This is a genomic window from Dickeya sp. ws52 (assembly GCF_007210685.1).
GTDB lineage: Bacteria > Pseudomonadota > Gammaproteobacteria > Enterobacterales > Enterobacteriaceae > Dickeya > Dickeya chrysanthemi.
In genome coordinates this window covers 125,843-150,003 of the sequence record NZ_SZVX01000010.1, presented here as the reverse complement: position 1 = coordinate 150,003, position 24,161 = coordinate 125,843, and the positions used below count along the sequence as shown (strand labels likewise).

Annotated in this window: 26 protein-coding genes; 19 read left to right on the top strand and 7 right to left on the bottom strand. The window is 54.9% G+C overall.

Going from position 1 to position 24,161, the window contains the following annotated elements; genetic code table 11:
• Positions 1-6: 6 nt before the first annotated feature.
• From FDP13_RS11750 to FDP13_RS11740, 3 genes are all read left to right on the top strand, one after another.
• Positions 7-1,143: an alpha/beta hydrolase gene (locus FDP13_RS11750; RefSeq protein ID WP_143839501.1), complete on the top strand. Its 1,137-nt coding sequence runs from the start codon at positions 7-9 to the stop codon at positions 1,141-1,143.
• A gap of 113 nt (positions 1,144-1,256) precedes the next feature.
• On the top strand, positions 1,257-1,766 hold the full coding sequence (locus FDP13_RS11745; protein WP_199886325.1) for a cyclophilin-like fold protein: 510 nt from the start codon (positions 1,257-1,259) through the stop codon (positions 1,764-1,766).
• Positions 1,767-1,802: 36 nt separating this feature from the next.
• On the top strand, positions 1,803-3,005 hold the full coding sequence (locus FDP13_RS11740) for an MFS transporter (protein ID WP_143839500.1): 1,203 nt from the start codon (positions 1,803-1,805) through the stop codon (positions 3,003-3,005).
• A 53-nt stretch (positions 3,006-3,058) separates the two neighbouring features.
• Here FDP13_RS11740 and FDP13_RS11735 read toward each other — a convergent pair whose 3' ends face one another.
• Positions 3,059-4,018, bottom strand: coding sequence for a LysR family transcriptional regulator (locus tag FDP13_RS11735; protein ID WP_143839499.1), 960 nt, complete (start codon positions 4,016-4,018; stop codon positions 3,059-3,061).
• 237 nt (positions 4,019-4,255) lie between these two features.
• Here FDP13_RS11735 and FDP13_RS11730 point away from each other — a divergent pair, with 237 nt between their 5' ends.
• Both FDP13_RS11730 and FDP13_RS11725 read left to right on the top strand, forming a co-directional pair.
• Positions 4,256-4,564: a DUF1330 domain-containing protein gene (locus tag FDP13_RS11730; protein ID WP_033576458.1), complete on the top strand. Its 309-nt coding sequence runs from the start codon at positions 4,256-4,258 to the stop codon at positions 4,562-4,564.
• 43 nt (positions 4,565-4,607) lie between these two features.
• Entirely contained in the window at positions 4,608-5,144 is a 537-nt protein-coding gene (locus FDP13_RS11725) for an NAD(P)H-dependent oxidoreductase (protein WP_143839498.1), read from the top strand.
• Positions 5,145-5,257: 113 nt separating this feature from the next.
• On the opposite strand, the gene FDP13_RS11720 is transcribed toward FDP13_RS11725, so the two are convergent.
• Entirely contained in the window at positions 5,258-5,965 is a 708-nt protein-coding gene (locus FDP13_RS11720) for a UTRA domain-containing protein (RefSeq protein WP_012768484.1), read from the bottom strand.
• 205 nt (positions 5,966-6,170) lie between these two features.
• Here FDP13_RS11720 and FDP13_RS11715 point away from each other — a divergent pair, with 205 nt between their 5' ends.
• The 6 genes from FDP13_RS11715 to FDP13_RS11690 all read left to right on the top strand — a co-directional run bounded on the left by FDP13_RS11715 (position 6,171) and on the right by FDP13_RS11690 (position 11,540).
• Entirely contained in the window at positions 6,171-7,223 is a 1,053-nt protein-coding gene (locus tag FDP13_RS11715; protein ID WP_012768485.1) for an ABC transporter substrate-binding protein, read from the top strand.
• 19 nt (positions 7,224-7,242) lie between these two features.
• Positions 7,243-8,067: an alkaline phosphatase family protein gene (locus tag FDP13_RS11710; protein WP_143839497.1), complete on the top strand. Its 825-nt coding sequence runs from the start codon at positions 7,243-7,245 to the stop codon at positions 8,065-8,067.
• The gene (locus FDP13_RS11705; RefSeq protein WP_143839496.1) at positions 8,064-8,906 is read left to right on the top strand and encodes an ABC transporter permease subunit; all 843 of its coding nucleotides are present in this window, start codon (positions 8,064-8,066) and stop codon (positions 8,904-8,906) included. Before FDP13_RS11710 ends, FDP13_RS11705 begins: the two co-directional genes overlap by 4 nt.
• A gap of 50 nt (positions 8,907-8,956) precedes the next feature.
• Positions 8,957-9,742: an ABC transporter permease gene (locus FDP13_RS11700; protein ID WP_012768489.1), complete on the top strand. Its 786-nt coding sequence runs from the start codon at positions 8,957-8,959 to the stop codon at positions 9,740-9,742.
• A gap of 1 nt (position 9,743) precedes the next feature.
• Positions 9,744-10,736, top strand: a complete 993-nt coding sequence (locus FDP13_RS11695) for an ABC transporter ATP-binding protein (protein ID WP_143839495.1) — start codon at positions 9,744-9,746, stop codon at positions 10,734-10,736.
• A gap of 420 nt (positions 10,737-11,156) precedes the next feature.
• Positions 11,157-11,540 (top strand): hypothetical protein, encoded by a 384-nt coding sequence (locus tag FDP13_RS11690; protein WP_143839494.1) that lies wholly within the window; start codon positions 11,157-11,159, stop codon positions 11,538-11,540.
• 642 nt (positions 11,541-12,182) lie between these two features.
• Here the strand turns inward: FDP13_RS11690 and FDP13_RS11685 are convergent.
• The 3 genes from FDP13_RS11685 to FDP13_RS11675 all read right to left on the bottom strand — a co-directional run bounded on the left by FDP13_RS11685 (position 12,183) and on the right by FDP13_RS11675 (position 14,590).
• The gene (locus FDP13_RS11685; RefSeq protein ID WP_143839493.1) at positions 12,183-13,016 is read right to left on the bottom strand and encodes a DUF4225 domain-containing protein; all 834 of its coding nucleotides are present in this window, start codon (positions 13,014-13,016) and stop codon (positions 12,183-12,185) included.
• Position 13,017: 1 nt separating this feature from the next.
• Positions 13,018-13,497: an Hcp family type VI secretion system effector gene (locus tag FDP13_RS11680; RefSeq protein ID WP_143839492.1), complete on the bottom strand. Its 480-nt coding sequence runs from the start codon at positions 13,495-13,497 to the stop codon at positions 13,018-13,020.
• Between the two features lie 163 nt (positions 13,498-13,660).
• The gene (locus tag FDP13_RS11675) at positions 13,661-14,590 is read right to left on the bottom strand and encodes a LysR family transcriptional regulator (RefSeq protein ID WP_012768492.1); all 930 of its coding nucleotides are present in this window, start codon (positions 14,588-14,590) and stop codon (positions 13,661-13,663) included.
• A gap of 112 nt (positions 14,591-14,702) precedes the next feature.
• Between FDP13_RS11675 and lysA the strand changes: the two genes are divergently transcribed.
• Entirely contained in the window at positions 14,703-15,965 is a 1,263-nt protein-coding gene (lysA, locus tag FDP13_RS11670; protein WP_143839491.1) for a diaminopimelate decarboxylase, read from the top strand.
• Between the two features lie 15 nt (positions 15,966-15,980).
• On the opposite strand, the gene FDP13_RS11665 is transcribed toward lysA, so the two are convergent.
• Positions 15,981-16,991 carry a LacI family DNA-binding transcriptional regulator gene (locus FDP13_RS11665; protein ID WP_143839490.1) on the bottom strand — a complete coding sequence of 337 codons (1,011 nt, stop codon included), beginning with the start codon at positions 16,989-16,991 and terminating at the stop codon, positions 15,981-15,983.
• Between the two features lie 126 nt (positions 16,992-17,117).
• Positions 17,118-17,444 (bottom strand): PTS lactose/cellobiose transporter subunit IIA, encoded by a 327-nt coding sequence (locus FDP13_RS11660; protein WP_012768495.1) that lies wholly within the window; start codon positions 17,442-17,444, stop codon positions 17,118-17,120.
• A gap of 233 nt (positions 17,445-17,677) precedes the next feature.
• Here FDP13_RS11660 and FDP13_RS11655 point away from each other — a divergent pair, with 233 nt between their 5' ends.
• From FDP13_RS11655 to FDP13_RS11625, 7 genes are all read left to right on the top strand, one after another.
• Positions 17,678-19,024: a PTS sugar transporter subunit IIC gene (locus tag FDP13_RS11655; RefSeq protein ID WP_143839489.1), complete on the top strand. Its 1,347-nt coding sequence runs from the start codon at positions 17,678-17,680 to the stop codon at positions 19,022-19,024.
• A 38-nt stretch (positions 19,025-19,062) separates the two neighbouring features.
• Positions 19,063-20,499, top strand: a complete 1,437-nt coding sequence (locus tag FDP13_RS11650) for a glycoside hydrolase family 1 protein (RefSeq protein ID WP_027710991.1) — start codon at positions 19,063-19,065, stop codon at positions 20,497-20,499.
• An 8-nt stretch (positions 20,500-20,507) separates the two neighbouring features.
• Positions 20,508-20,825 (top strand): PTS sugar transporter subunit IIB, encoded by a 318-nt coding sequence (locus tag FDP13_RS11645; RefSeq protein ID WP_012768498.1) that lies wholly within the window; start codon positions 20,508-20,510, stop codon positions 20,823-20,825.
• A 170-nt stretch (positions 20,826-20,995) separates the two neighbouring features.
• Positions 20,996-21,763 (top strand): FCD domain-containing protein, encoded by a 768-nt coding sequence (locus tag FDP13_RS11640; RefSeq protein WP_012768499.1) that lies wholly within the window; start codon positions 20,996-20,998, stop codon positions 21,761-21,763.
• Positions 21,764-21,765: 2 nt separating this feature from the next.
• Entirely contained in the window at positions 21,766-22,269 is a 504-nt protein-coding gene (locus FDP13_RS11635) for a GNAT family N-acetyltransferase (RefSeq protein ID WP_143839488.1), read from the top strand.
• A 335-nt stretch (positions 22,270-22,604) separates the two neighbouring features.
• Positions 22,605-23,273, top strand: coding sequence for a hypothetical protein (locus FDP13_RS11630; RefSeq protein WP_012768503.1), 669 nt, complete (start codon positions 22,605-22,607; stop codon positions 23,271-23,273).
• Positions 23,266-23,982 (top strand): Fic family protein, encoded by a 717-nt coding sequence (locus tag FDP13_RS11625; RefSeq protein WP_143839487.1) that lies wholly within the window; start codon positions 23,266-23,268, stop codon positions 23,980-23,982. Before FDP13_RS11630 ends, FDP13_RS11625 begins: the two co-directional genes overlap by 8 nt.
• The last annotated feature ends 179 nt before the right edge of the window (positions 23,983-24,161 follow it).

Here is a 24,161-nt window from a genome sequence, read left to right as displayed (position 1 = left end):
TTTTCCATGAATGTCCTCCCAAAGAAACTGACGGCTATCGCCTCAGCCTTGTTGTTGGGCGCGGTATTGACCGGCGCTTCTTCTATGAGCTATGCAGACAGCAGCAACCCTAACGAACCTGTTTCTATGGTGACGCAGTGGGATAAAACCTTTGCGCAAAGCAGCAAGGTTGATCACCGCAAGGTCACGTTTCAAAACCGATACGGCATTACGCTGGTCGGCGATCTCTATCTCCCGAAAGACAGAGGCGACCGCAAACTGGCGGCTATCGCCCTGAGCGGGCCGTTCGGCGCCGTGAAGGAACAGTCGAGCGGCTTGTACGCGCAAACCCTCGCCGAGCGCGGTTTTGTCACGCTGGCGTTTGACCCGTCCTACACCGGGGAAAGCGGCGGTAGCCCGCGTAATGTCGCCTCTCCCGACATCAACACCGAAGACTTCAGCGCCGCGGTCGATTTTCTCGGCCTGCAAAAAGAAGTCGACCGTAACCGTATCGGTTTGCTCGGTATCTGCGGTTGGGGGGGAATGGCGCTGAATGCGGCCGCTGCCGATACACGCGTGAAAGCAGTCGCTACCAGCGTGATGTACGACATGAGCCGTGCGATGGGCCACGGTGTTGGCGATGGCAAGGATCGCTATACCACCGCTGACCGCCGCGCCGTGTTGCAATACCTCAATGAGCAGCGCTGGAAAGATGCGGAAAGCGGCACCGTTGCTCATGCTTCTCACGATATCTATGTCGATAAAAACGGAAAAGTCACCGCTGGTGAGCGCATCTTGCCGGAAACATTACCCGCGAACCCACATCCGGTGCTCAAAGAGTTTTTCGATTACTACCGCGTGCCTCGTGGCTTCCATGAGCGCTCCGTGAACTCAACCGGTGCCTGGACAGCGACGACGCCAATCTCGTTTATGAATATGCCGTTGCTGAGCTATGCCGGCGAAATCACCATTCCGACCTTGATAGTCACCGGTGAAAACGCCCACTCGCGTTATTTTGCCGAGGGGGCTTTCAAGGCCGTTGGCAGCAAGCAGAAGGAGTTTGTGGTGGTGCCCGGCGCCAATCATGTGGACTTGTACGACAATCAGGCCGGCAAGATCCCGTTCGCCAGGTTCGAGCAGTTCTTTAAAAGCAATCTGAAGTAAGGCCGGCTCGGGGCGGCGGGGGAATTCCCGCCGCTTGGTTATCGCGTCCACCCGGTTTTGTCTGCCGTGGTGGATTCCCTTGCAGGAGTGATTCCCTTGCAGGAGTAAAAGTGATGGTTTTCTCTGCACGCAACACGATGGCGGTGTTCCTGTTGGCCATTGTCGCGCTGATTACCGTGGCGGGCGTGTTTATCCGCTCGTCTGAAGCAAGCTCCGGCGCTTTAGCCGCTGACGTGCGCTACCGTATCGATAACCCGACGGTGAAAGACACCATGAAAATCAAGATGACCCTGGCCGACCAGACGCTTATCGCCACGCTGGAAGAGAGCCCGAGTGCCAGAGATTTTTTCTCCATGCTGCCGCTGACGCTGAAGCTGGAGGACTATGCCGGCACCGAGAAGATCGCCTATCTGCCGCGAAAATTAACCACGCAAGGGGCACCCAAAGGCATCGACCCCGACGTCGGCTATCTGACGTATTACGCGCCATGGGGAAACCTGGCCATTTTCTATCGAGATTTCGGCTATTCAACCGGGCTGATCAAATTAGGGCGAATCGAGTCGGGCATGGCGCACCTGACCGCTCACCCTTCCGCAACCGTCACCGTTGAAGCCGTCAAGTGACGCCACATCCAGGGTTTTTTAGTTTCAGGTAATGTTATGACTCCTTCTCGTTTATCGCCGGATTCCTCCGGCGCTGTTGCGGCGGGCACCGGGCGGTGGTCCGCCGTTGGCGCTATGTCGCTGTGCGTGGCGTTGCTGATCGCCGCCGAGTTTATGCCTGTCAGCCTGCTGACGCCGATCGCCGACGATCTGGGCGCCAGCGACGGCATGGCGGGCCTCGCTATCTCGATTTCGGGCCTGTTTGCCGTGCCGACGAGCCTGATGATTGCCTCGCTTTGCCGCACACTGGACAGACGCCACGTGCTGATGGGGTTGGCGACGTTGATGTTGATGTCGCTGGTGGTGATTGCGCTGAGCCCCAATTTTGCGGTGCTGATGGTGGCGCGGGCATTGCTCGGCATTGTCATCGGCGGGTTTTGGGCGCTGGCCGCCGCCACGATTATGCGTCTGGTTCCGGCTGAAGCCGTCCCGAAGGCGCTGGGTATTATGTATACCGGGAACGCGGTGGCGACGGCGTTTGCTGCGCCTATCGGCAGCTATCTGGGCGGCATCATCGGCTGGCGCGGGGTATTCTGGCTGTTGGTGCCGCTGGTGGCCGCCAACCTGTTGTGGATGGCCGGCAGCGTGCCGTCTATGCGTTCGACGTCACGGCCGGAGAATCCTTTCCGGTTGATGCGGCGGCCTCATGTGCTCTTCGCCATGATGGGCGTGATGCTGACCTTCGCCGGCGCTTTTAGCGCCTTTACCTATTTTCGGCCTTTTTTGGAAACCTACACCCACGTGAGCCTGCCGCAGTTATCCTCGCTGCTGCTCGCACTGGGCCTGGCCGGTTTTGTCGGCACCACGGCAGTCAGCCTGATGTTGCGCCGGCATCTCTATCGGATGTTGCGCTGGCTGCCGCTGGTGCTGGCGGTGATGACGCTCGGTCTGCTGGCCGTCGGGCACCTTTTCTGGAGCGTGGCGCTGGTACTGGTGCTCTGGGGGACGCTGAATTCGGCGATCCCGGTCGCCTGGTCGGCCTGGATCACCCAGGGTATTGAGGATTCCCCCGACAGCGGCGGCGGATTAATTATCGCCGCGATTCAACTGGCGATTACGCTGGGTGCGGCGCTGGGCGGCTGGCTGCTGGATTCGCTCTCTATCAGCGCGACGTTTATGGGCAGCGCTCTGCTGCTGGTCGCGGCGTCGTTGGTGGTCGGAAACGGCGGGCGGCTCAAGCCCGCCTTGGTGAGCCGTTGACTGGCGCAGTATTTTCCACGATGGCGTTGCCGTCAGGTCTGAATACCGCCGGGTTAGGCGGTGTAGACATAATCATTCAGCGTGTGCAGCGGCACATGGAGCGCGTGATCGCCGGCGAATGCCGCCAGCAGATAGTCGAGTGTGGCGCGCACCCGCGGTGCCATCAACGCGCGGTGGGGGTATTGCAGCACCATTTCGTAGTTGCCCGGATCGTGCAGGTCCGGCAGCACGACCTTAAGCCGGCCTTCACGCAGCGCAGGCCAGGCGGTATGTACCCCAACCTGAGCGATCCCCAGCCCCAGACTGGCCGCCTGCACCAGCGCTTCGGGAGCGGAGAGCGTTATCGCGGCGCTATCGAGATTGAGCGACGTCTGGTTGCCTTCCCCATCGCGGAAAATCCAGGGGGAGACTTTCCCGCCCAGAAAGCGGCGCACGATAAGACGGTGCGACGGCAGATCTTGCGGGGTGGCCGGCACGCCGGCCCGTGCCAGATAGTCGGGGGAGGCGACCAGCGCCATGTTAAGACGGCAAATCGGGCGGGAGACCAGCGCCGAGTCAACGATCTGCCCGCCGCGGATCGCCAAATCGTAGCCGTCTCTGACCAGGTCAACCACCCGATCGTCGAAGTCCGCTTCGATCGTCAGGGAAGGATAGCGCACCTGTAACCCCGGCAGCACCGGCATCAGATGGTCGTGCCCGAACCCGACGCTACAGGAGAGGCGGACATGGCCGCCAATCTCGGCGCGTTGTTCCGCCAGCACATCCACTGCGGCATCCAGCGCTTCCAGCGCAATCCGAGCCTGACGCAAAAAGGCCGCACCCTCGTCGGTGAGGTTGAGCGTTCGGGTGGTTCGGTTCATCAGGCGTACCCCCAATGTCTGCTCAAGGCCGGCTACGTTCTTGCTGACGGCGGCCGAGCTGATCCCCAGCGTGCGGCCGGCGGCGGCAAAGCTGCCGGTATCCACCGCCTGTACGAAAGACACAATGGCGCGAACCCGTTGTGATATCTCCATGTCCTTTCCTTTGTGTGGTATTCACAACTCTAAGTTACCAATCAATCAACAAAAAGGCATCTTATGGTTATCAATGTTGAGCGCCATAATGTGTGCGCTGTCTCACCCGCGCCGGGTAAGCATCAGGATGTCTCGCTGAGCCTGAGCCGTCGGGTTTTTGAAGCCAGTGTTTGAACTTTTCCACAGACCTGGGCACCCCAACATGCCGGGTCGCTGACACCGACAGGAGCCGTCATCATGGCTAACGCCTATTTCATTATCAATGTCGTGATTCACCACCCGGAGGGGATGAAACCCTATCAGGAGAAAGTGGCGGAAACCTATCCCCTTTACGGCGGCAAGCTGCTGGTGTTGGGGGGAAAGCGCGACGTGCTGGAAGGCACCGGCCCGCGTGGGCTGACCGTCATTCTGGAGTTTCCCAGCATGGAAAAAGCCCACGCCTGGCATGAGTCACCGGAATATCAGGCCATTATCGGCTACCGGCTGGCCGCCGCAGAAAGCCATGCCTATCTGGTCGAAGGGCTGCCGTTGCCTGCCGACGCCTAAGAACCCAAACCGTTTCCCTCTCATTTATTTTTAAGGAATCAGCATGAAAACGCTGGTGATTGTCTCCCACCCGTACCCTGAACAGTCCACCGCCATCATGGCGTTACAGCAGGCCGCCGAACAGCAGAAAGATGTGGTGGTGCGTAATCTGGAAAGTCTTTATGGCAGCGACATCAGTCGCTTTGATGTGGCTGCCGAGCAGCAGGCCGCCGAGCAGGCCGACCGTATCGTCTTCCTGTTCCCTATTCACTGGTTCAACCTGACCCCGATGCTCAAAGCCTACCTCAACCAGGTATGGAGTTACGGCTGGGCGTTTGGCTCCGGTTGGAAACTCAAGGGAAAGGAGATGCAGGTGGTGGTGACCGCCGGCGCAACGGCATTCACCTATTCGGCTGACGGCATTATCAAAAGCACTATGGACGAGGTATTAACGCCGATGAAAGCCAGCGCTTATTACATCGGCATGAGCTACAACCCGCCGCTGGCGTTCTTTGAGGCGATGGGGAAAAACCAGAACGAGCTTGGCGAATTCCAGCGCGCCTTTATCGATTGTCTCCATTCGCCGTTGACCTCGCACTAAGCGATTCAACATCTCTATTTATGGTTTTTCATGCTATTTACGGTTTTTCATGCTATCGGACGGGCGCGCTTGCGCCTGTCTGCTCTTTCCAGCCGCCTGGCGGCCGTTACGGTTTACGCCTCTACGTCGATATACAGCGCATCGTAACGCCAGTATTCGTAGTCGCAGTCGATGATGCGGTCGTGCTGGTCGCGGTTAATGCGGGTGATAAACAGCGCCGGGCTGCCGGGCGCCAGCTTTAGCACCGGCGCGGCGACGCTCGGCAGCGGGGTAGGCAGCATGGTGAAACGCACCCGACCGTAGCGAATACCGTATTGCGACAGATAGTAGTTGGTGAGTGACTGAGTGAGGTCGCCGCTCAGCAGGTCCGGAAAATAGGCCGGATTGAGGTAGTGTTCCACATACAGTACTGCGCGCCCGTCGAGGCGGCGTAAACGGCGAATACAATAGATTTCCGTCCCTTCCGCCACCTCCAGATGCCGGGCGACGGCGGCGACGGCGGGTATCACGCCGGCGTCCAGCACATCGGTTTGCGCCCGGCGACCCTGCTTTTCCGCCATTTCATGAAAGTGACTTCTGTGCAGCGGATTATAGCTAAGCCGCGGCGGCGAGATGAACCAGCCGCGCCGCAACTCGCGGTAGATGATGCCCTGGGATTCCATCAACGTCAGCGCTTCGCGTAGGGTAATGCGCGTGGTGGAAAACTGCTCGCTCAGCGTCCGCTCGGACGGCAGGCGCCCGCCGGCGAACTCGCCCTGACGAATCCGCGCCGTTAATGCATCGCCAATCTGGGTGACGGCGGTGGTGGGGTGTTTTGTCATCGCCTGAAAGCCTTAACCTAGTGCAGCCTGCACCATAGCAGGGATTGCTGGTCGGGAGAACCTGTTGTCCGCGTTGGGTGACATTCGGCTGCAACGCCGTTGTCATAATGACGACATAAAAACTTCATCGCCGTGTGATGAATTGGCTTGGTTATTGCTGGACTAGACCAGAATAGCGAACATTTTCTCAATCTGGAGCATGATGATGAAAAAATTGTTGTCTTCCGTATTAATCAGCAGCGCGCTGTTTTCCTCCGTGACCCCGGCGCAGGATCTGGCGGCGCTGGAGAAGGCGGCTCGCGCCGAGGGTGAAGTGAACAGCGTCGGGATGCCGGACAGCTGGGCCAACTGGAAAGACACCTGGAGCGATCTTGCCGCCAAATACGGCCTGAAGCACAGCGATACGGACATGTCTTCGGCACAGGAAATCGCCAAATTTGCCGCCGAGAAAGAGAACGCCAGCGCGGATATCGGCGATGTGGGGATCGCTTTCGGCCCGGTGGCGGTGCAGAAAGGCGTCACCCAGCCTTACAAGCCGACGACCTGGGATCAAGTGCCGGACTGGGCGAAGGACAAAGACGGTCATTGGGCGCTGGCTTATACCGGTTCCATCGCCTTTATCGTTGATAAACAGCAGGTGAAAGAGATTCCGCGCAGTTGGGCCGATCTGCTGAAAGGCAAGTATGTGGTTACCATCGGCGACGTCGGCGCGGCGTCTCAGGCTTCCACCGGCGTGCTGGCCGCCAACTACGCGCTGGGCGGCGATGAAAAGAACCTGAAACCGGCGCTGGCGTTTTTCAGCCAGTTGGCGAAGGAAGGGCGTTTGGGGTTGACCAACCCGGCTATCGCCAATATCGAGAAAGGGGAAGTGCAGGTCGGCGTGGTATGGGACTTCAACGGCCTGAACTACCGCGACAAGATCAACAAGGATCGTTTCGACGTGCTGATCCCGTCCGATGGCTCGGTGATCTCCGGCTATACCACCATCATCAACAAATACGCCAGGCACCCGAACGCCGCTAAACTGGCGCGCGAATACATCTTCTCCGACGCCGGCCAGATCAATTTGGCACGCGGCTACGCCCGCCCGATCCGCGCTCAGTACATTACGCTGCCGGATGACGTAAAAGCCAAGCTGCTGCCGGAAGCTCAGTACCAGAGCGCCCGTCCGATCGCCGACGGCGAAGCCTGGGACAAGACCGTCAAGACGCTGCCGCGCCTGTGGCAGGAAAACGTCATTATCAATATGAAGCAGTAATTGCGGTCTGGAGTTCGGGATGAAAACGATTCTGGTCATACTGGACGGCCTCTCGTTTCAGGTGGGGCGCGAGGCGATGGGGTATCTGCAGGCGGAATGCGCCGCGGAACGCGGGCAGCTTTATCAACTGGAGTGCGAGTTGCCGTCGCTGTCGCGCCCATTGTACGAATGCATTCTCACCGGCGTCGCGCCGGTGCAAAGCGGCATCGTCCATAACGGCGTGTCCCGGCTGAGCCGCGAGCGCAGTATTTTCCACTATGCCCGCGACGCCGGGTTGACCACCGCGGCGGCGGCTTATCACTGGGTCAGCGAGTTGTATAACCGCACGCCGTTTGACGCCGCGCGGGATCGCCACACCGCCGAGCCGGCGCTGCCCATCCAGTACGGCCACTTTTACCATGACGACAGCTATCCCGACTCCCATCTGTTCGAAGACGCGGAAAGCTTGCGGCTGCGCCATCAGCCGGACTTTCTGCTGATTCACCCGATGAATATCGACGATGCCGGCCACCGCCACGGCCTGTCCACGCCGCAATACCGCAACCGGGCGCGCATGGCGGACGGTTATCTCTCCCACTGGATGCCGCGCTGGCTGGAAGAGGGCTACCAGGTGCTGGTGACGTCCGATCACGGCATGAACGATGACCGTACCCACGGCGGCATTCTGCCGGAGGAACGGCAGGTGCCGTTGTATGTGTTCGGGCGTGGCTTTTCACTGCAACCGGACGCCAACCCGCAACAGACCGAACTGTGCGGCACGGTGTGCCGACTGCTGGGGGTGAAACACGATAAACCCTGGTGCCGGGCGTTGCTCGCCGACGCCGGGATGGAGGCCGACGCGTGAGAAAAAGCTGGCTGGCGGCGCTGATTCTGCTGCCATTCTTTGTGGTGTTTTTCGCGTTCCAGATAGCGCCGCTGATCTGGATTGCGGTCAACAGTTTTTACAGCGAAACCGAGAGCGCCTGGGGGCTGGCGAACTACGTCGATATCCTGACGTCGCCGTTTTACCAGCAGGCGATCCGTTTCTCGCTGGATATTGCTTTCTGGTCCAGCCTGTACGGCCTGGTCATCGCGCTCATCGGCGGTTATTCGCTGCGCCAATTGGGCGAGGGCGGCTTGCAGCGCTTCGTGATGGCGTTTTCCAACATGACCAGCAATTTCGCCGGGGTGCCGCTGGCGTTCGCCTTTGTGATCATGCTGGGGCTGAACGGTTTTCTTACTCTGCTGCTGAAGCAGTACGGGTTGATTGACGGTTTCAACCTCTATTCGCGGGACGGCCTGATTCTGATTTACACCTATTTTCAGATCCCGCTGGGCATCCTGTTGCTCTATCCGGCTTTCGACGGCCTGCGCGACGAGTGGCAGGAGTCGGCGGCGTTGCTGGGCGCCAGCCGCTGGCGCTATTGGCGGCACATCGGCATTCCGGTGCTGACGCCGGCGCTGTTGGGCACCTTCGTGATTTTGCTGGCCAACGCGCTGGGGGCGTACGCCACGCTCTATGCGCTCACCACCGGCAACTTCAACGTGGTGCCGATTCGCATTGCGTCGCTGGTTTCCGGCGACATCACGCTCGACCCCAACCTGGGCAGCGCGCTCTCTATGCTGCTGGTACTGCTGATGGCGCTGATCACTCTGGCGCACCAGTGGTTGCTGCGCCGGAGTTATACCTATGTCTCACGATAATCAGCCTCACGATAACCTGCCGTCCGCTAACCGCCTGACCGGAGGACGTCATGTCCCGTTTTGAACAACGCTACCACCAGATGGTGGTCTGGCTGGTGCTGCTGATCCTGATGTTGCCGCTGCTGGCTACGCTGGGCTACGCGCTGGCCACCGAGTGGGGGGCGACCATTCTGCCGCGCGGCCTGACGCTGCGGTGGTTTGTGGAATTGTGGAGCGATGCACGCTTTCTGGCGTCACTCGGCCACTCGATGTTGATCTGCTTTGGCGCGTTGCTGTTTTCGCTGCTGTTGGTGTTGCCCGCCATGTTCGTGATCGCCTGGGCGTTCCCGCGGCTGGACGCGCTGATGAACGTGCTGATCCTGCTGCCGTTTTCCGTGCCGCCGGTGGTCTCTTCCGTCGGGCTGTTGCAGATGTATTCGTCCGGGCCGCTGGCGATCACCGGAACGCCGTGGATCTTGATCGGCTGCTATTTCACCATCGCGCTGCCGTTTATTTACCGCGCCATCGCCAACAACATGCAGGCGATTAATTTGCAGGAACTGCTGGATGCCGCTCACCTGCTGGGGGCCAGCACCTGGCAGGCCGCGCTGTGGGTGGTGCTGCCCAACCTGCGCAAGGGCGTGATGATCGCCGTGTTGTTGTCGTTCTCGTTTCTGATCGGCGAATTCGTGTTCGCCAATCTGCTGGCCGGCACCAACTATGAAACGTTGCAGGTCTATCTCTACAACAAACGCAACGACAGCGGGCACTTTACCAGCGCGCTGGTGATCTCCTATTTCCTGGTGGTGCTGCTGGTGACCTGGCTGTCTAACTACCTGAACCGAGGACAACGCTGATATGGCCTACCTTGACGTCAAAAATCTCAATAAACACTACGGGCCGACCCGGGTTTTTCACGATATCCATTTTTCGGCGGACGAAGGGGAATTCGTCACCCTGCTGGGGCCCAGCGGGTGCGGCAAGTCCACGCTGCTGCGCTGTCTGGCGGGGCTGACCCCGGTGGACAGCGGGCAAATCCTGCTACAGGGCACCGACATCGTGCCGTTGTCGCCGCAGAAGCGCGATATCGGCATGGTGTTCCAGAACTATGCGTTGTTTCCCAATATGACGGTGGAAGGCAACGTGGCATTCGGCCTGAAGATGCAAAAGCTGGGGGCGGAGGCGGTTCGTCAGCGTGTCGCCGACGCACTGGCGCTGGTGGAGCTGGGGGATTACGCCCGTCGTTACCCGCACCAGTTGTCCGGCGGGCAGTGTCAACGCGTGGCGCTGGCGCGCTCGCTGGTAACCCGACCTCGCTTGCTGCTGCTCGATGAACCGTTGTCGGCGTTGGATGCCCGCATCCGTCGGCATCTGCGCGAGCAAATTCGCCGCATTCAGCAGGAACTGAATCTGACGGCGATCTTCGTCACCCACGATCAGGAAGAAGCGCTGACCATGTCGGACCGTATCGTCCTGATGAACAAAGGCGAAATCGTCCAGAACGGCGATGCCGAGGCGCTGTATACCCAGCCTGCCAGCCTGTTCGCGGCCAGCTTCATCGGCAGTTACAACCTGTTGAGCCCGGAGGCGGCGATGCAACTGACCGGCGAGCGCTATGGCGGGCAGGTGGCGTTGCGGCCGGAGTCGATTTTGCTGTGCACACCGGCGCAGGGGATGCCGGGAGAAGTGCTCGGCCATAGCCTGCTGGGCAACGTAGTGCGTTACCGGGTGCGGGTGAAAGCGATCGAGCTATCGGTGGATGAACTGAACCGCTCGGTGGCGGATTTGCGCCCGGACGGCAGCCGGGTCGGGGTGCAGATTGACCTGGGCGCGCTGCGTGAGGTGGCGTAACGGGGGATTTTCTTGCCGTTTTTCTGTCACTCGAACGATATAGGGTGTGAAGATCAACTGAATGAGACGCTGGGCAGTACGTTGCCCTTCTTAAGCGTTAGTCCTTATAACGTTGTGGTTAGCCCCGGTCTGGTACTGCAATACTTTTTGGGATGGACGCGATTTTCAGGTGCTCTTGGCGGAATGTCTGATCTGTTTGCACAATTTAATCTCAGGACTGAGGTATGTTCATTGCTAACCATGACCAGGGAAATCTAGTAAATTCTCGACGTTTCAGATTGGTTATAGCCCCATCGCTGTGCAAATTGTTGGAGGAAACGGTGGCGAATACAGGGATGAGTCTGGGGAGTCTGGCTTCTATTATTAGAAAGTGCTATAAATATAGCTTATTATTTATCATCCTTAAATCATGGAATAGATATGGATAAGCGTAAGTTAATATTAAAGTCAGGGCTTTCTTTGAGAGAGATTATTTCTTTAAGAAAAAAATACCTGGAGTTTAAAAATAAAGTTTACAGAAAAGAAGAAAAAATAAAAGATATTGAATCTTTTCCGGATTATATCGCATTTGTTTCTCAGCTATGTTGGAAAGGAATGTATATGATAATTTTCTTCAGTCTTTCTTTCGCGATCTATGATTATTATATTTATGAAGAGATTGCTAGTGCAATGCAAGTCTTTTTTTTACTTTATGCAATCATGTTATTATGTGTTTTGAAAAACAATGGTGATTACTTTCATATCAAGATAGGTACAACATTCAAACTAGTAATACTCAGAGTTATATTAATATTCCATAAATAAAAAATCTTAAATATGTTGTTTTATTTTTTAGTAAATTCTCGACTTTTTAGATTGGTTTTAGCCCGTTGCTGTGCAAATTGTTGGAGGAAACGGTGGCGAATACAGGGATGAGTCTGGGATACTTGCTTTAAAATTGGTCCATCGGGAAGTTCAATGATCAGGATTGAGCTTAGATGTGATGGTAAGGGTTTAATGGAGAAAAAGGATAGTAATGACGAATAAGCGAAATTTGATCGCAAAAGCTGGACTCTCCAGGAGAGAGTTGCTTGTTCTCAAAAAAAATTATATGGCTACTAAAGAGAATCCTTACAGAAAAAATAGGAATGTAAAATCCGCAGAGTCATTGCAGGAGTATATTTTTTTAACAGCATATTCATGTTGGGACGGAATCGTGATTACCATTGCTTTATGTCTTTTTTTTGCAATAGGTGATTATCTAGAAGATCAATTTTTGATGAAAAGCTTAAAGGTTTTTTTCTTTCTTTTTATTGTAATGATGATTTTTTTTATTAAAAGTAAAAACGTATTTTTCAAGATTAGCATGAAAATGACTCTGAAATTGATGCTTCTCAGAGTCATGTTATTGTTTTATTCGATAGAATAATCCAGTGTTTGAAATATTTCATTTGTAGTAAATGAGTGCTAATTTTTACTATAGATGTAATTTCCGTCCTTGAATTCAGCGTAAACTTTTCTAGCCGAATTACCGACCATATATAGCTTCATTGCCCGGCTTGCAGCTAAGAACTTCGAGTTATAATCTTTGTTTAAAAAATAGAATAACCTATCTGTTCTGGCTTTATCAAAGCGTGTTCTGGAAACCAGACGATTAGGGTTTTCTATGAGTACGGGCATACGGAGTGATGCATATATTGTGAGCGAGATATCTCCCATACTATAAAAGAGATCTCCACGATCACTATCGTAACCAAGCGTAGATGATAGGTATCTATATATATTCCTTATTGGACCTGATAAGGACTGGTCATCGTGAATTAATGGTGATATAGCTTCGTATGTATTATTAATCCCATGTGCCATCAGCGTAACACCAAGTGATTTAAAATACTTAACATTTAGCCCATTTCCAAATTTTGTTAATTTATATCCGGAGAATGTCTGGAATCCGCCTGATACTACACCTGATGCAATTTTTGCATATTTTAGTACACCCTGATCTTCAAATATGTCGGTAACAATATATTTTATATAATCACCTGTTCTTAATCTCTGATACTCTTTTTCTGTGGATTCTCGTTCTTTTCTTATCTCTTCTAAAATAGCATTCTGATCGTTAAACTCTGATGTGGAAGAGGTGATTTTTACGCGGAGTGTATTAATGAAGTCATCTATTTCTTTAATATACTCCATACGAATGGTTTTATCTTCAATGAAAAAAGAAGATGCAAGAAGAGCGATCCTTCTCAGTCGCTCACTCTCATCATAAAATGCATATAGCAAGGCTGCTGCTGTCATATCAGTACTCTACATTATTCCATAATATATAAGAGCTGGTACGGGCAACAACGTGTTCCCATTCTATTGATGCAAATTTGAAAGAAACATTCTCTTGTGGTTGCATCTCATTATTCGTTAATGAATTGGGATAAAAAAAGCGAAGGTCCGTAATGACGGCATCACTCAGTTTAACTTTGAAATAAAGTTCATTACCACCAGATAGAGAAGTTCGGTAAAAAAGAAATTCACATTTCAGCTTTTCATTATCGTTCAATGCCTGAGCCAGAAGTGGTGTGGATTTATCTACAGGCTTCCTGATTTCTACAGGGTGTAAAGATACATTCTCTACTCTTGTTACCTGATTTATCAGTTCATAGACGAAGATTTCGTCTTCGTGTGCCGACTGGTATTTATTACCGATAGAATCTGCGGTCGAACATCCGGCAGATATAAGCCCCTGTTTCTCACCTATAAGCTTCAAATAAATAATATTTGCCATATCAATCCCTCGCTGTGTCCATGCGTTTTCACAAAATCCATCACCTTGTGAGGGTAAGATTTCTACATATTTTATCAGGGGGAATCAACAGTAAGCATTTCTTAGCCGATTAACTGGATTGAGGTTGCGAAAGCGCTTTCCTTCCGTCAAGTCTATTTTTGGGTCAGAGATTGTGCGCCAGCCAACGCTGTAACCGCGCGGGAAATTTTTCGGCGAAGGCGATTAACTGTTCGGTGAATTGCGCCGCCAAAGCCGAGGCTGGGCGGTGCAGCGGGCGGATCAGGCTGACGGTGAACGGAACGTCGAGGCTAAAACGCCGAACGACCACGCCGCTGTCGGCGTAATCCACCGCCGTCAACGGGTTAACGATGGAAACGCCGACGCCGGCGCGCACCATGGCGCATACGGAGGCGGCGCTGTGGGTTTCCACCACCATGCGTCGGGCAATGCGGCGTTCCTGAAACAGATGGTCCAGCAGTTGTCGGTAGCTGTCGGTGCTGGAGAGGCTGATAAACGGCTGGCCGCGAAAATCTTCCGGCGTCAACGTTGGTTTGCCCGCCAGCGGGTGTCCGGCCGGCAGCACGCACACTTCGTTGAGCTGCATCAGCGTTTGCCGTTCGGTGCCGGCCGGCGTGGTGGTGGTTTCGGTCAGCCCCAGATCGTGGCGCTGGGCCGACAGCCACTCCTCCAACAGCGGCGACTCCTGTGGAATGACGTGCAAATTGAGTTCGGGATAGCTTGCCAGCAGCGGCCGACAAACCGCAGGTAGCAGCGACTGCGAGAACACCGGCAGACAGGCGATGGAGAGCTGCGCCTGCCGATAGTGGCGGATATCCTCCGCCGCGCTGACGATGCGATCCAATCCGTAATAAGAGCGCTGTACTTCTTCAAACAGTTGCAGGCCCTGGGTGGTGGGATACAAACGCCCGCGCACGCGCTCGAACAGCGGCATCTGCACCAGATGTTCGAACCTTGCCAGTTCGCGGCTGACGGTGGGCTGCGAGGTGTTAAGCAGCGCCGCCGCTTCCGTCAGGTTGCCGGTGGTCATCACCGCGTGAAAAATCTCAATGTGGCGCAGGGAGACGGCGGTCATAGGCGGTTTATTCCATATCAAAAATGAATAGAGTCTGCGAAAAAAGATATTGGAATTATAGTCTGTGGGCCAGCACAATGCAGGCATCTGATAACGTCTCGGTAATATATCCATGCCACACGATCTGAATGACCTTTCTCATGCTCTGAACGCGCAAAGCCTGCGTGCGCTGCCGGAGCGCTTCGGCTGCCCGCTGTGGGCCTACGATGCCGACACCATCATTGAGCGTATCGGTCAACTGAGCCAGTTCGATACCATTCGTTTCGCGCAGAAAGCCTGTTCCAACCTGCATATTCTGGCGCTGATGCGTCAGCAGGGCGTGAAGGTGGATTCGGTGTCGCTTGGCGAAATCGAACGTGCGCTGGCGGCCGGGTTTGAGCCCGGCACCGACGCGCACGAGATTGTGTTTACCGCCGATGTGCTGGACGACGCCACGCTGCAACGGGTGCATGAGCTGAATATTCCGGTGAACGCCGGCTCCATCGACATGCTGCATCAACTGGGCGAGCGCTCGCCGGGTCACCCGGTGTGGCTGCGCATTAATCCGGGGTTTGGTCACGGCCACAGCCAGAAGACCAACACCGGCGGCGAAAACAGTAAACACGGTATCTGGTATGCCGATTTACCGCAGGCGCTGGAGGCGTTGAGCCGTTACCGCCTGAAATTGATCGGCATCCATATGCATATCGGTTCCGGTGTGGATTACCGGCATCTGGAGCAGGTATGCGATGCGATGGTGCAGCAGGTGCTGGCGGTGGGACAGGATCTGGAGGCGATCTCCGCCGGCGGCGGGTTGTCGATTCCGTACCGCCACGGTGGCGAACGTATCGATACCCAGCATTATTATGGATTGTGGAACCGGGCGCGGGAGCAAATTGCCGGGCACTTGGGGCACCCGGTGACGCTGGAAATCGAGCCAGGACGTTTTCTGGTGGCGGAATCCGGCGTGCTGGTGGCGCAGGTGCGCGTGGTGAAAGACATGGGCAGCCGCCATTTTGTGTTGGTGGACGCGGGTTTCAACGACCTGATGCGCCCGGCGATGTACGGCAGCTATCACCACATTACGCTGCTGCCGGGCGACGGGCGTGACCTGAGCCAGTCCGCGTTGCACGATACGGTGGTGGCGGGGCCGCTGTGTGAATCCGGCGATGTGTTTACCCAGCAGGCGGGGGGCGGAGTGGAAACGCTGGCGTTGCCGGCGGCGCAAGTGGGCGATTATCTGGTGTTCCATGATACCGGTGCCTACGGTGCGTCGATGTCGTCCAACTACAACAGCCGCCCGCTGATCGCCGAAGTGCTGTTTGAACAAGGTCAGCCGCGCTTGATCCGCCGTCGTCAGACGCTGGACGAACTGCTGGCGCTGGAGCGGGTGTAACCGCCCCGTGCGGATTCAGTGCGCGTAAGGCCCTTTCACCACCGATGCGCGCAGTTTCAGTTCGCCGGTAAACGGGGCGATAGGGGTGACGGGGTCGCCCTCGCACAATTTCAGCGCCTGCGAGATAGCGGCGCTGATCATCTCTTCGATCGGTAAATAGACGGTGGACAGCGCCGGGCTCAGATAAGGAGCGCTGGGGATGTCGTCAAAACCGAACAGCGATACCTCTTGCGGCAGCCGTTTGCCGGCTTCAAGCAGCGCTTTCATGGCGCCGATGCACATATCGTCGTTGCTGACGAAGAGGGCGCTGAAGCCGACGTCATGCGCCAGCAGCTCACGCACTGCCTGATAACCGCCAGGCACCAGATTGTCGCCGTTCACCACCCGCAACGGATCATAGGGTATCTGATGGTGTTCCAGCGCCTGCCGGTAACCCGCCAGACGCACGCGGGCGGTCGGCGTGTTGATGGGGCCGGTAATACAGGCGATTTCGCGGTGACCTTGCCGTACCAGATGATCGACCAACTGAAACACCGCCTGCTGTTGTTCAAACCAGACGCAGCGGTCAGGCGCCATCGGCAGATGGCGGTTAATCACCACGATCGGTACTGTGGACTGTTCCAGCAACCCCATCAACGCCGCATCGGACATATGGCGGGTATACAGCACAATGGCATCGCAACGGCGATCGGCCAGTAGCTGTACCGCCTGCTGTTCGTCTTCCGGGGTATCGTGGCCGTCGGTGACGATCAGGTGCTTGCCGCTGATTTCGGTGCGTTCCGCCGCCCGGCGCAGCAAGCGGCCAAAATAGGGACCGTCGAAATTGGACACCACCAGCCCGAGGCTGTTTGAGCTACGCTGCGCCAGCGAGCGCGCCAGAAAGTTGGGGCGATAGCCCAGCTCTTCCATCGCTTTGAACACGGCATCACGCGTACTTTGCTTCACCTGACCTGTGCCGTTCAGCACCCGTGATACCGTGGCTTTGGATACGCCGGCGTGCCTTGCCACATCAAGCATGGTCATCATCGTTAGTACCTTCCCTGTTTTCCCGAGGTCTGTCACAGCGTTGTGGTTAGTCTTGGTCACATACTAGCACACTGGAACGGTATCAGCGGGGGCCGTACGGAATATCCTCACCTTTTGCGAAGATAATCAGGCCGATGAGCGGCCGAACAGCTCCTTGCGCAGCAATACCATCTCTTGCGCCAGATCCCGACATAGCATGGCGGTCATCAGATGATCCTGCGCGTGTACCATGATCAGATTGACCGGGACTTTGCCTTCGCCTTCATCCAGCCCGATCAGCCGAGTCTGGATCAGGTGGGCCGCTTTCGCCGCCTCCTGCGAGGCCAGCAGTTGTGCGTCGGCCTGCGCCCAGTCCTGCGCTCGGGCGGCCTGAATCGCCATCATGGCGCTGGAACGGGCTTCGCCGGCGTTGATCAGCAGTTCCATCACGGTCTGTTCCATATCCAATTCCATCTCAGTGTCCTCTTGGTATGCCAAAATTGGTGTTTTTTATATTATTGGAATTCCAATATTGGCTTGTGAGAACAATGTCACAGAAAAATTATTCGTTTGTTTTATTTTTTGGTATGCCAAACGCGAGAGCGCTGAACCTGCCGTCCATCTTCCGCGCGTAACGGCCACTACAGGAGCAGTAGTTCCTGATAACAACAACCCCTGAAATGCAGGTAAATCAAAGAGGTGGAGTTATGTCATTCAAGGATCAGGCCATCGATTCACTCGGATCGTTCGCCAACCAGTTCAACAGCCTGAGATACATCATGGCGATCAAAGCCTCGTTCATCACGCTGATGCCGGTGATCATCGTGGGCGCGTTCTCTGTGTTGATCTCCAACATGGTGTTGGACCCGAAGAACGGGCTGGCGAGTTTCGCTCTGTTTTCATTTCTGGCGCCGCTCAAACCCATCATGAGCGGTATTAACTACGCCACGCTGAACTTTCTCACTATCGGCGCGGTGTTCCTGATAGGCATCGAGCTTGGGAAAATCAATGGGTCCCGTAGCCTGTTTCCCGGCTTGTTGGCGGTGATCTGTTTTATTTCCATCACGCCGACCACCATCGATATGGTGATCAACGGCCAGACGCTGCCGGTGAAAGACGTGCTGGCGCGCCAGTTCTCCGACACCAAGAGCCTGTTCCTCGGCATGTTTATCGCTATTGCGTCGGTGGAAATCTACTCGAAGCTGGAATCGGTAGACCGGTTGCGCATCAAGATGCCGGACAGCGTGCCGCCGAATGTGTCCGCGTCGTTTTCGGCGTTGATCCCGGCGATCATCACCGTGACGCTGGTGGCGACCTTCGGCTTTACCTTCCAGAAAGTGACCGGCATGTCCCTGTACGATGCCATCTACAAAGTGGTGCAGCAGCCGCTGGAATCGGTGGTGCAGAGCCTGCCGGGGTTACTGATCCTGATGTTCGTGGCGCAGCTGTTTTGGGTGATCGGCATCCACGGCAACCAGATGATCAAACCGATCCGCGAGCCGCTGCTGTTGGGGGCGATCGCGGTGAACATGACCGCGTTCGAGCAAGGGCATGAGGTGCCGAACATCATCACCATGCCGTTCTGGGATGTGTACATGAGCATCGGCGGGTCCGGGTTGACCATCGGCCTGCTGCTGGCGGTGATGATCGCCTCCAAACGCCGCGAGATGAAAGAGATCGCCAAGATCTCCTTCGGCCCCGGCGTGTTCAACATCAATGAGCCGGTGATTTTCGGGATGCCCATCATGCTCAACCCGATTCTGGCTATTCCGTTCATCATCACGCCGCTGGTGACCGGCACCATCGGTTACTTCGCCACCAGCATGGGCTTTGCCGGTAAAGCGGTGGTGATGGTGCCCTGGACTACGCCGCCGTTGATTAACGCCTGGTTGTCCACCGCCGGTTCGATGGGAGCGGTAGCGACGCAGTTGGTGTGTATCGTCGTCGCCACCCTGATTTATCTGCCGTTCGTCAAAGTGGCGTCTCGCCGTGCCGAACAGGCGCAGCGTGAAGCGGAGTCCGATGCAGCCGCACAAGCCAATGCATTGAAATAATGAATGCATTGAAATAATGGATGTAAGGGAGACTGGTAATGAGCAAGGTATCAATGACCCTTCCTGAGGGATTTATTCTGGGGGCGGCATCATCCGCCTGGCAGACCGAGGGGTGGTCGGGCAAGAAAAGCGGGCAGGATTCCTATCTGGACCTGTGGTACAAACGCGATCGTCAGGTGTGGCACAACGGCTACGGCCCGGCGGTCGCCACCGATTTCTACAACCGCTACCGCGAAGACGTGGCGTTGATGAAGCAGACCGGGCTGACGCACTTTCGTACTTCCATCAACTGGTCGCGCTTCATGCTGGACTATGAAAACGGCGTGGTGGATGAAGAGTACGCCGCTTACATCGACAATCTGATCGACGAACTGCACCGGCAAGGCATCGAACCGATGCTGTGCCTGGAACACTATGAATTGCCGGCGGTGCTGTTCGAGAAGTATCAGGGTTGGTCGTCGAAGCAGGTGGTGGAGTGGTTCGTGCAGTATGCCGACGCGGTGTTCGCCCGCTATGCCGGCAAAGTCAAACGCTGGTTCACCTTTAACGAGCCGATTGTGGTGCAGACCCGCGTCTATCTGGACGCGGTGCGCTACCCTTACCAGCAGGACAGCGGCGTCTGGATGCAGTGGAACCACCACAAGAATCTGGCGACCGCCAAAGTGGTGCAACTGTTCCGCGATAAAGGTTACCACCGCGACGGCGGCAGCATCGGGGTGATCCTCAACCCGGAAGTCACCTATCCGCGTTCCAGCGCGGCACACGATGTGGAGGCGGCGCGCCTGTATGACCTGTTCTACAACCGGGTCTTTCTCGACCCGGCGCTGAAAGGCGAGTACCCGGCGGAGCTGCTGGCGCTGCTGGAAAAGCACCAGGTGCATTGGGATTACACCGAGGAGGAACTGGCGATTATCCGCGCCAATACCGTGGACGAGGTGGGGATCAATCTCTATTACCCGCACCGGGTCAAAGCGCCCAGCCGGGCGTGGAACAGCAATACGCCGTTCCACCCGGCTTACTATTATGAGCATTTCGAGCTGCCAGGCCGCCGGATGAACAAGTCGCGCGGTTGGGAAATCAACCCCCGCATTATTTACGACATGGCGATGCGCCTGAAGGATGAGTACGGCAACGTGCCTTGGTTCGTTTCGGAAAACGGCATGGGGATTGAAAACGAAGGCCAGTTCAAAGACAGCCGCGGCGTGATACAGGATGACTACCGCATCGCGTTTATCGCCGAGCACCTTTACTGGACGCTGAAGGCGCGTGAAGACGGGGCCAACTGTCTGGGTTACATGCTGTGGGCGTTTACCGACAACGTCTCGCCGATGAACGCGTTCAAAAACCGTTACGGCCTGATTGAAATCGATCTGGAACACGACCGGCAGCGTAGAGCGAAGAAATCAGCCGGCTGGTTCCGTCAGGTACGGGACGGCGGCGTGCTGGCGTTCGAACTGGACGATGAAGATAAATAGGGGGAAAGATGAAACGGATCGTACTGGCCTGCTCGGCAGGCATGTCTACCTCGCTGGTGGTCACTAAAATGGAAAAGGAAGCGGCTGCGCGCGGTATGGAATACCAGATTTACGCCATTCCTGAACAAAACCTGCGGGATGAATTACAGACTTACGGCAATGACATCATCGCGGTGCTGCTGGGGCCGCAGGTGCGGTTCAAGCTGGCGGAAAACAAAAAGCTGACCGACGAGTATCATATTCCTATCGCCGTTATCGACCCGGTGGCTTACGGCACCCTGAACGGCGCAAAGGTACTCGATCAGGCGTTGAGTTTGGTAAACTGAGCCCTGATTGCTGTAAAACGCGGGCCGGTGAGGGAGCCAAATCCGGTTCGCGTTTAGGCTGTGGACCCTGACGAACGCCGGCATGGCGATGACGCAGGGGCCGCCGCCTGGTTCCGACCTCGCGTCGGGGCGGCAGCAGTGTTCAATTCTCGGCCGTTCAGGGTGGCATTGTGGCGAAGGTTGTGGTTCTACAAGACAGAAAGCAATACCAGGAAATAGGGTGTGACCTGCGGGAGAAAATCCAGCAGGGGGAGTACCCGGTCGGGGCGCGTCTTCCGCCGGAGCGGAATATTGCGGAAACCTACGGCGTGAGTCGCACCATCGTACGTGAAGCGCTGCTGATGCTGGAGCTGGAAGGCACGGTGGATATCCGCCAGGGGTCTGGCGTCTATGTGCTGCGCGTGCCGTCGGCGGAAGAGCCGTCCCCGAATGCGCAAAACCGCATCGGCGCGTTTGAAATGTTGCAGGCGCGTCAGTTGCTGGAAAGCAATATCGCGGCGTTTGCCGCCCGCATGGCGACCCGCAATGACATTGATATTTTGCGGCGCACGCTGGAGCAAGAGCAGGCGGCCATCGCCGCCAATGATTACCGCAGCGATTTCGATAAAATCTTTCATTTGCAGGTGGCGGGCGCCACCCAAAACCAGATGCTGCTGGAAACCGTCAGCAATATCTGGTCCTGCCGGGACGAAAGCCCTATCTGGCAGCAGCTTTACAGCCATGTCGGCAACCACGGTTATCGGCTGAAATGGCTGGCGGACCACCAGACGATACTGGCGGCACTGCGTCGTCGCGACGTCAGCGGCTCTTATCAAGCGATGTGGCAGCATCTGGAAAACGTCAAAACCACGCTGATGGAAATTTCCGACGCACAAGCGCCGGAGTTTGACGGCTACTTGTTCGATTCGGTGCCGATCTTTCAGGGAAAACTGGTCTGAGTATGGCGACGATGGAATCTAAAGCAACGATAGGATCTCCTGTCTCGATAGGTTATCTGGCGGATTACCCACATTTCGAGACGCAGGTCGTCGACTGGCTGTGGCAGGCATTTGGCGACGGGCTGAGCCGGGATTTTTTTGCCACGCTGGTGCATCACAGCATGGACAAGAACGCATTGCCGCTGACGTTCGTGGCACTGGCCGACGATCAACTGGTGGGTACGGTCGGGCTGTGGCGCTGCGATCTGATAAGCCGGCAAGATTTGACCCCCTGGCTGGCGGCGCTGTATGTGGACGAACGCTACCGCGATCGCGGTCTGGGGGCGGATCTCCAGCGTTTTGTCATCGAGTTCAGCCGCGAACGCGGTTTTGACTCTCTCTATCTCTACGCCGGTTTCAGCGGTTACTACGAACGCCACGGCTGGCGTTACATCGGCGACGCGCCCGAGTACCCCGATAAACAGGTCCGGCTGTACCACCGCGCGTTAAGGTTAATCACACCGTAAAGCCATCACCTTTAGTTAATGGGGCTCACTAATACCTGCTGCGTCTTTTTAGATAGGGCCTCTGAATTTTACGATATCTTGCTTAATTGAATCTTACTCATTCGGTCGAAGCACAAAAACAAGTCGCTATGGTGTTTGGCTTTGGAAGCAATATTCTATCCAGGATAACAACCAAAACAGCCACTTATATAGGGTCGATGATTGCAATGATATTTAACAATAGATGTCGGTTAGTAAGTGCTTGAATGCAATCTAATTGCTTGTAAATAAATGAGAAAATTGAAAAAAATAGATTTTCTTGTTAGGATGGTAAGGGGTTTTGTTGGGGGGCTTTTATGAAACTCGAAACGCGTATACGCCAGTCGATTCAACATCGTCGTGGAGTTGTGTTATCTCGTTCTGATCTCGCTCAATTGGGAAGCAAGACCCAAGTTACACATGTATTGAATGTGTTAGTGGAGAATGGTGTACTTCTTCGCCTTTCTCCAGGGATTTACGCTAAAGCCAAAAAGGAGGGGAATGATGTAAAAGCACAGGGTAGTCTCGATGTTATCATTCGTGAAGTAGCCGACAAGTTAGGCTTCCCGCTTCACCGAAAAGACTTATCCTTTGCTAAGGAAAATCCCTCTCAAGGTGAGATCATTGTTGAAGTTGATGCGCCAAGAGTTAAGCGCAAGCTTGTCATCAATGGTAATACTATTTGTTTTCGTAGTTATAGCCGTAGGTCTTGTATTAAAAATACAGCATTCAAATTGGCGAAAACACCTCCGACTAAAGGTGTTGCTCGTTACGTATCAGAGCTTGCTCGTTATTACAATGTGTCTTATTGCTACAATGCGATGGATCAATGGGCTGATGCTGTGACTCGTTTAGCTGGTGATGAAGTGGTACATGATGCCGTTGAAGATCTACTTATCGCCTTAAAACGTGCGGGAAAAATCACTAAGCAAGAAGTCGCGATATTGTCAGTTAATTACTTACGAGAACAAAAACAACGTGTTTGATCCGTTTAACGATTTTGAGCAAGCCGGTTATTTACGTAACCATTATGGTGAAAAAGACCCGGCAATTGTTCGTCAACTTGAACACACAATGTTTCGTGCTGGTTTAGATGACGCTTTAGCTTACTTAGCGGGAAGAGATGTCCTCTGTTATGAAGATTTCCTGGAGGTTCATCGGATATTATTCGAAGCATTCTATCCGTGGGCTGGTCAAGACCGTGCAATGACGGCTCCTAATTGTGCGGTATCTAAAGCCGATACGATGTTCTGCCATCCTCATGATGCGCGCTTAGCTATTGAGCAGGGCTTGCGTCTTGGACGGAATGCAGAATCGATGCGTCAGCGTCCCGGTGAAGTTATGGGTTTTTTTGCTTATGGGCATCCATTTCTTGATGGGAATGGACGTACTATGTTGATTATTCACAATGAGCTTTGTCATCGAGCAGGCTTCTCGATTGATTGGTCTAGAACCAATAAAGTGGATTATTTAACAGCCTTAAGCGCTGAAATTGAATCCCCATCAAAAGGGCTTTTGGATAACTACTTATGTCAGTTTATAGATGGCATTCGGGATAGAAAACGTTGGGGTGAATCTATAAATGGTATTCGAGGTTTAGATGGTCAGAGTATAGAAAACTGCGTTGATGGTGAATACACAGATATAGCCGTCGCTCAAAAGTATCAATCATTTAAAATGAATAGAGAACTGTGACGAAAATTTAGGTCTCATACATTAAAACCATATTCATCATAAACCTTGGGCTGGTTCTGTTTGTACAATTTGAACTTCTGTTTGTTGATCTATTTCCTTTATTCAGTTCCGGCGTAAAGTAGCGTTTCCGACCTTCGGTAATCGTCAGTATAGTAGTCACGCTCATCGAAACAGCGAAT

Excerpts from the sequence above, each read along its gene's own strand:
- lysA (WP_143839491.1), top strand. The coding sequence starts at position 14,703 with ATGCCACACGATCTGAATGACCTTTCTCATGCTCTGAACGCGCAAAGC.
- FDP13_RS11720 (WP_012768484.1), bottom strand. The coding sequence starts at position 5,965 with ATGACAAAACACCCCACCACCGCCGTCACCCAGATTGGCGATGCATTA.
- FDP13_RS11630 (WP_012768503.1), top strand. The coding sequence starts at position 22,605 with ATGAAACTCGAAACGCGTATACGCCAGTCGATTCAACATCGTCGTGGA.
- FDP13_RS11645 (WP_012768498.1), top strand. The coding sequence starts at position 20,508 with ATGAAACGGATCGTACTGGCCTGCTCGGCAGGCATGTCTACCTCGCTG.
- FDP13_RS11745 (WP_199886325.1), top strand. The coding sequence starts at position 1,257 with ATGGTTTTCTCTGCACGCAACACGATGGCGGTGTTCCTGTTGGCCATT.
- FDP13_RS11655 (WP_143839489.1), top strand. The coding sequence starts at position 17,678 with ATGTCATTCAAGGATCAGGCCATCGATTCACTCGGATCGTTCGCCAAC.
- FDP13_RS11695 (WP_143839495.1), top strand. The coding sequence starts at position 9,744 with ATGGCCTACCTTGACGTCAAAAATCTCAATAAACACTACGGGCCGACC.
- FDP13_RS11725 (WP_143839498.1), top strand. The coding sequence starts at position 4,608 with ATGAAAACGCTGGTGATTGTCTCCCACCCGTACCCTGAACAGTCCACC.
- FDP13_RS11700 (WP_012768489.1), top strand. The coding sequence starts at position 8,957 with ATGTCCCGTTTTGAACAACGCTACCACCAGATGGTGGTCTGGCTGGTG.
- FDP13_RS11750 (WP_143839501.1), top strand. The coding sequence starts at position 7 with ATGAATGTCCTCCCAAAGAAACTGACGGCTATCGCCTCAGCCTTGTTG.
- FDP13_RS11660 (WP_012768495.1), bottom strand. The coding sequence starts at position 17,444 with ATGGAATTGGATATGGAACAGACCGTGATGGAACTGCTGATCAACGCC.
- FDP13_RS11730 (WP_033576458.1), top strand. The coding sequence starts at position 4,256 with ATGGCTAACGCCTATTTCATTATCAATGTCGTGATTCACCACCCGGAG.
- FDP13_RS11715 (WP_012768485.1), top strand. The coding sequence starts at position 6,171 with ATGAAAAAATTGTTGTCTTCCGTATTAATCAGCAGCGCGCTGTTTTCC.
- FDP13_RS11690 (WP_143839494.1), top strand. The coding sequence starts at position 11,157 with ATGGATAAGCGTAAGTTAATATTAAAGTCAGGGCTTTCTTTGAGAGAG.
- FDP13_RS11650 (WP_027710991.1), top strand. The coding sequence starts at position 19,063 with ATGAGCAAGGTATCAATGACCCTTCCTGAGGGATTTATTCTGGGGGCG.
- FDP13_RS11735 (WP_143839499.1), bottom strand. The coding sequence starts at position 4,018 with ATGGAGATATCACAACGGGTTCGCGCCATTGTGTCTTTCGTACAGGCG.
- FDP13_RS11635 (WP_143839488.1), top strand. The coding sequence starts at position 21,766 with ATGGCGACGATGGAATCTAAAGCAACGATAGGATCTCCTGTCTCGATA.
- FDP13_RS11740 (WP_143839500.1), top strand. The coding sequence starts at position 1,803 with ATGACTCCTTCTCGTTTATCGCCGGATTCCTCCGGCGCTGTTGCGGCG.
- FDP13_RS11675 (WP_012768492.1), bottom strand. The coding sequence starts at position 14,590 with ATGACCGCCGTCTCCCTGCGCCACATTGAGATTTTTCACGCGGTGATG.
- FDP13_RS11685 (WP_143839493.1), bottom strand. The coding sequence starts at position 13,016 with ATGACAGCAGCAGCCTTGCTATATGCATTTTATGATGAGAGTGAGCGA.
- FDP13_RS11680 (WP_143839492.1), bottom strand. The coding sequence starts at position 13,497 with ATGGCAAATATTATTTATTTGAAGCTTATAGGTGAGAAACAGGGGCTT.
- FDP13_RS11665 (WP_143839490.1), bottom strand. The coding sequence starts at position 16,991 with ATGATGACCATGCTTGATGTGGCAAGGCACGCCGGCGTATCCAAAGCC.
- FDP13_RS11710 (WP_143839497.1), top strand. The coding sequence starts at position 7,243 with ATGAAAACGATTCTGGTCATACTGGACGGCCTCTCGTTTCAGGTGGGG.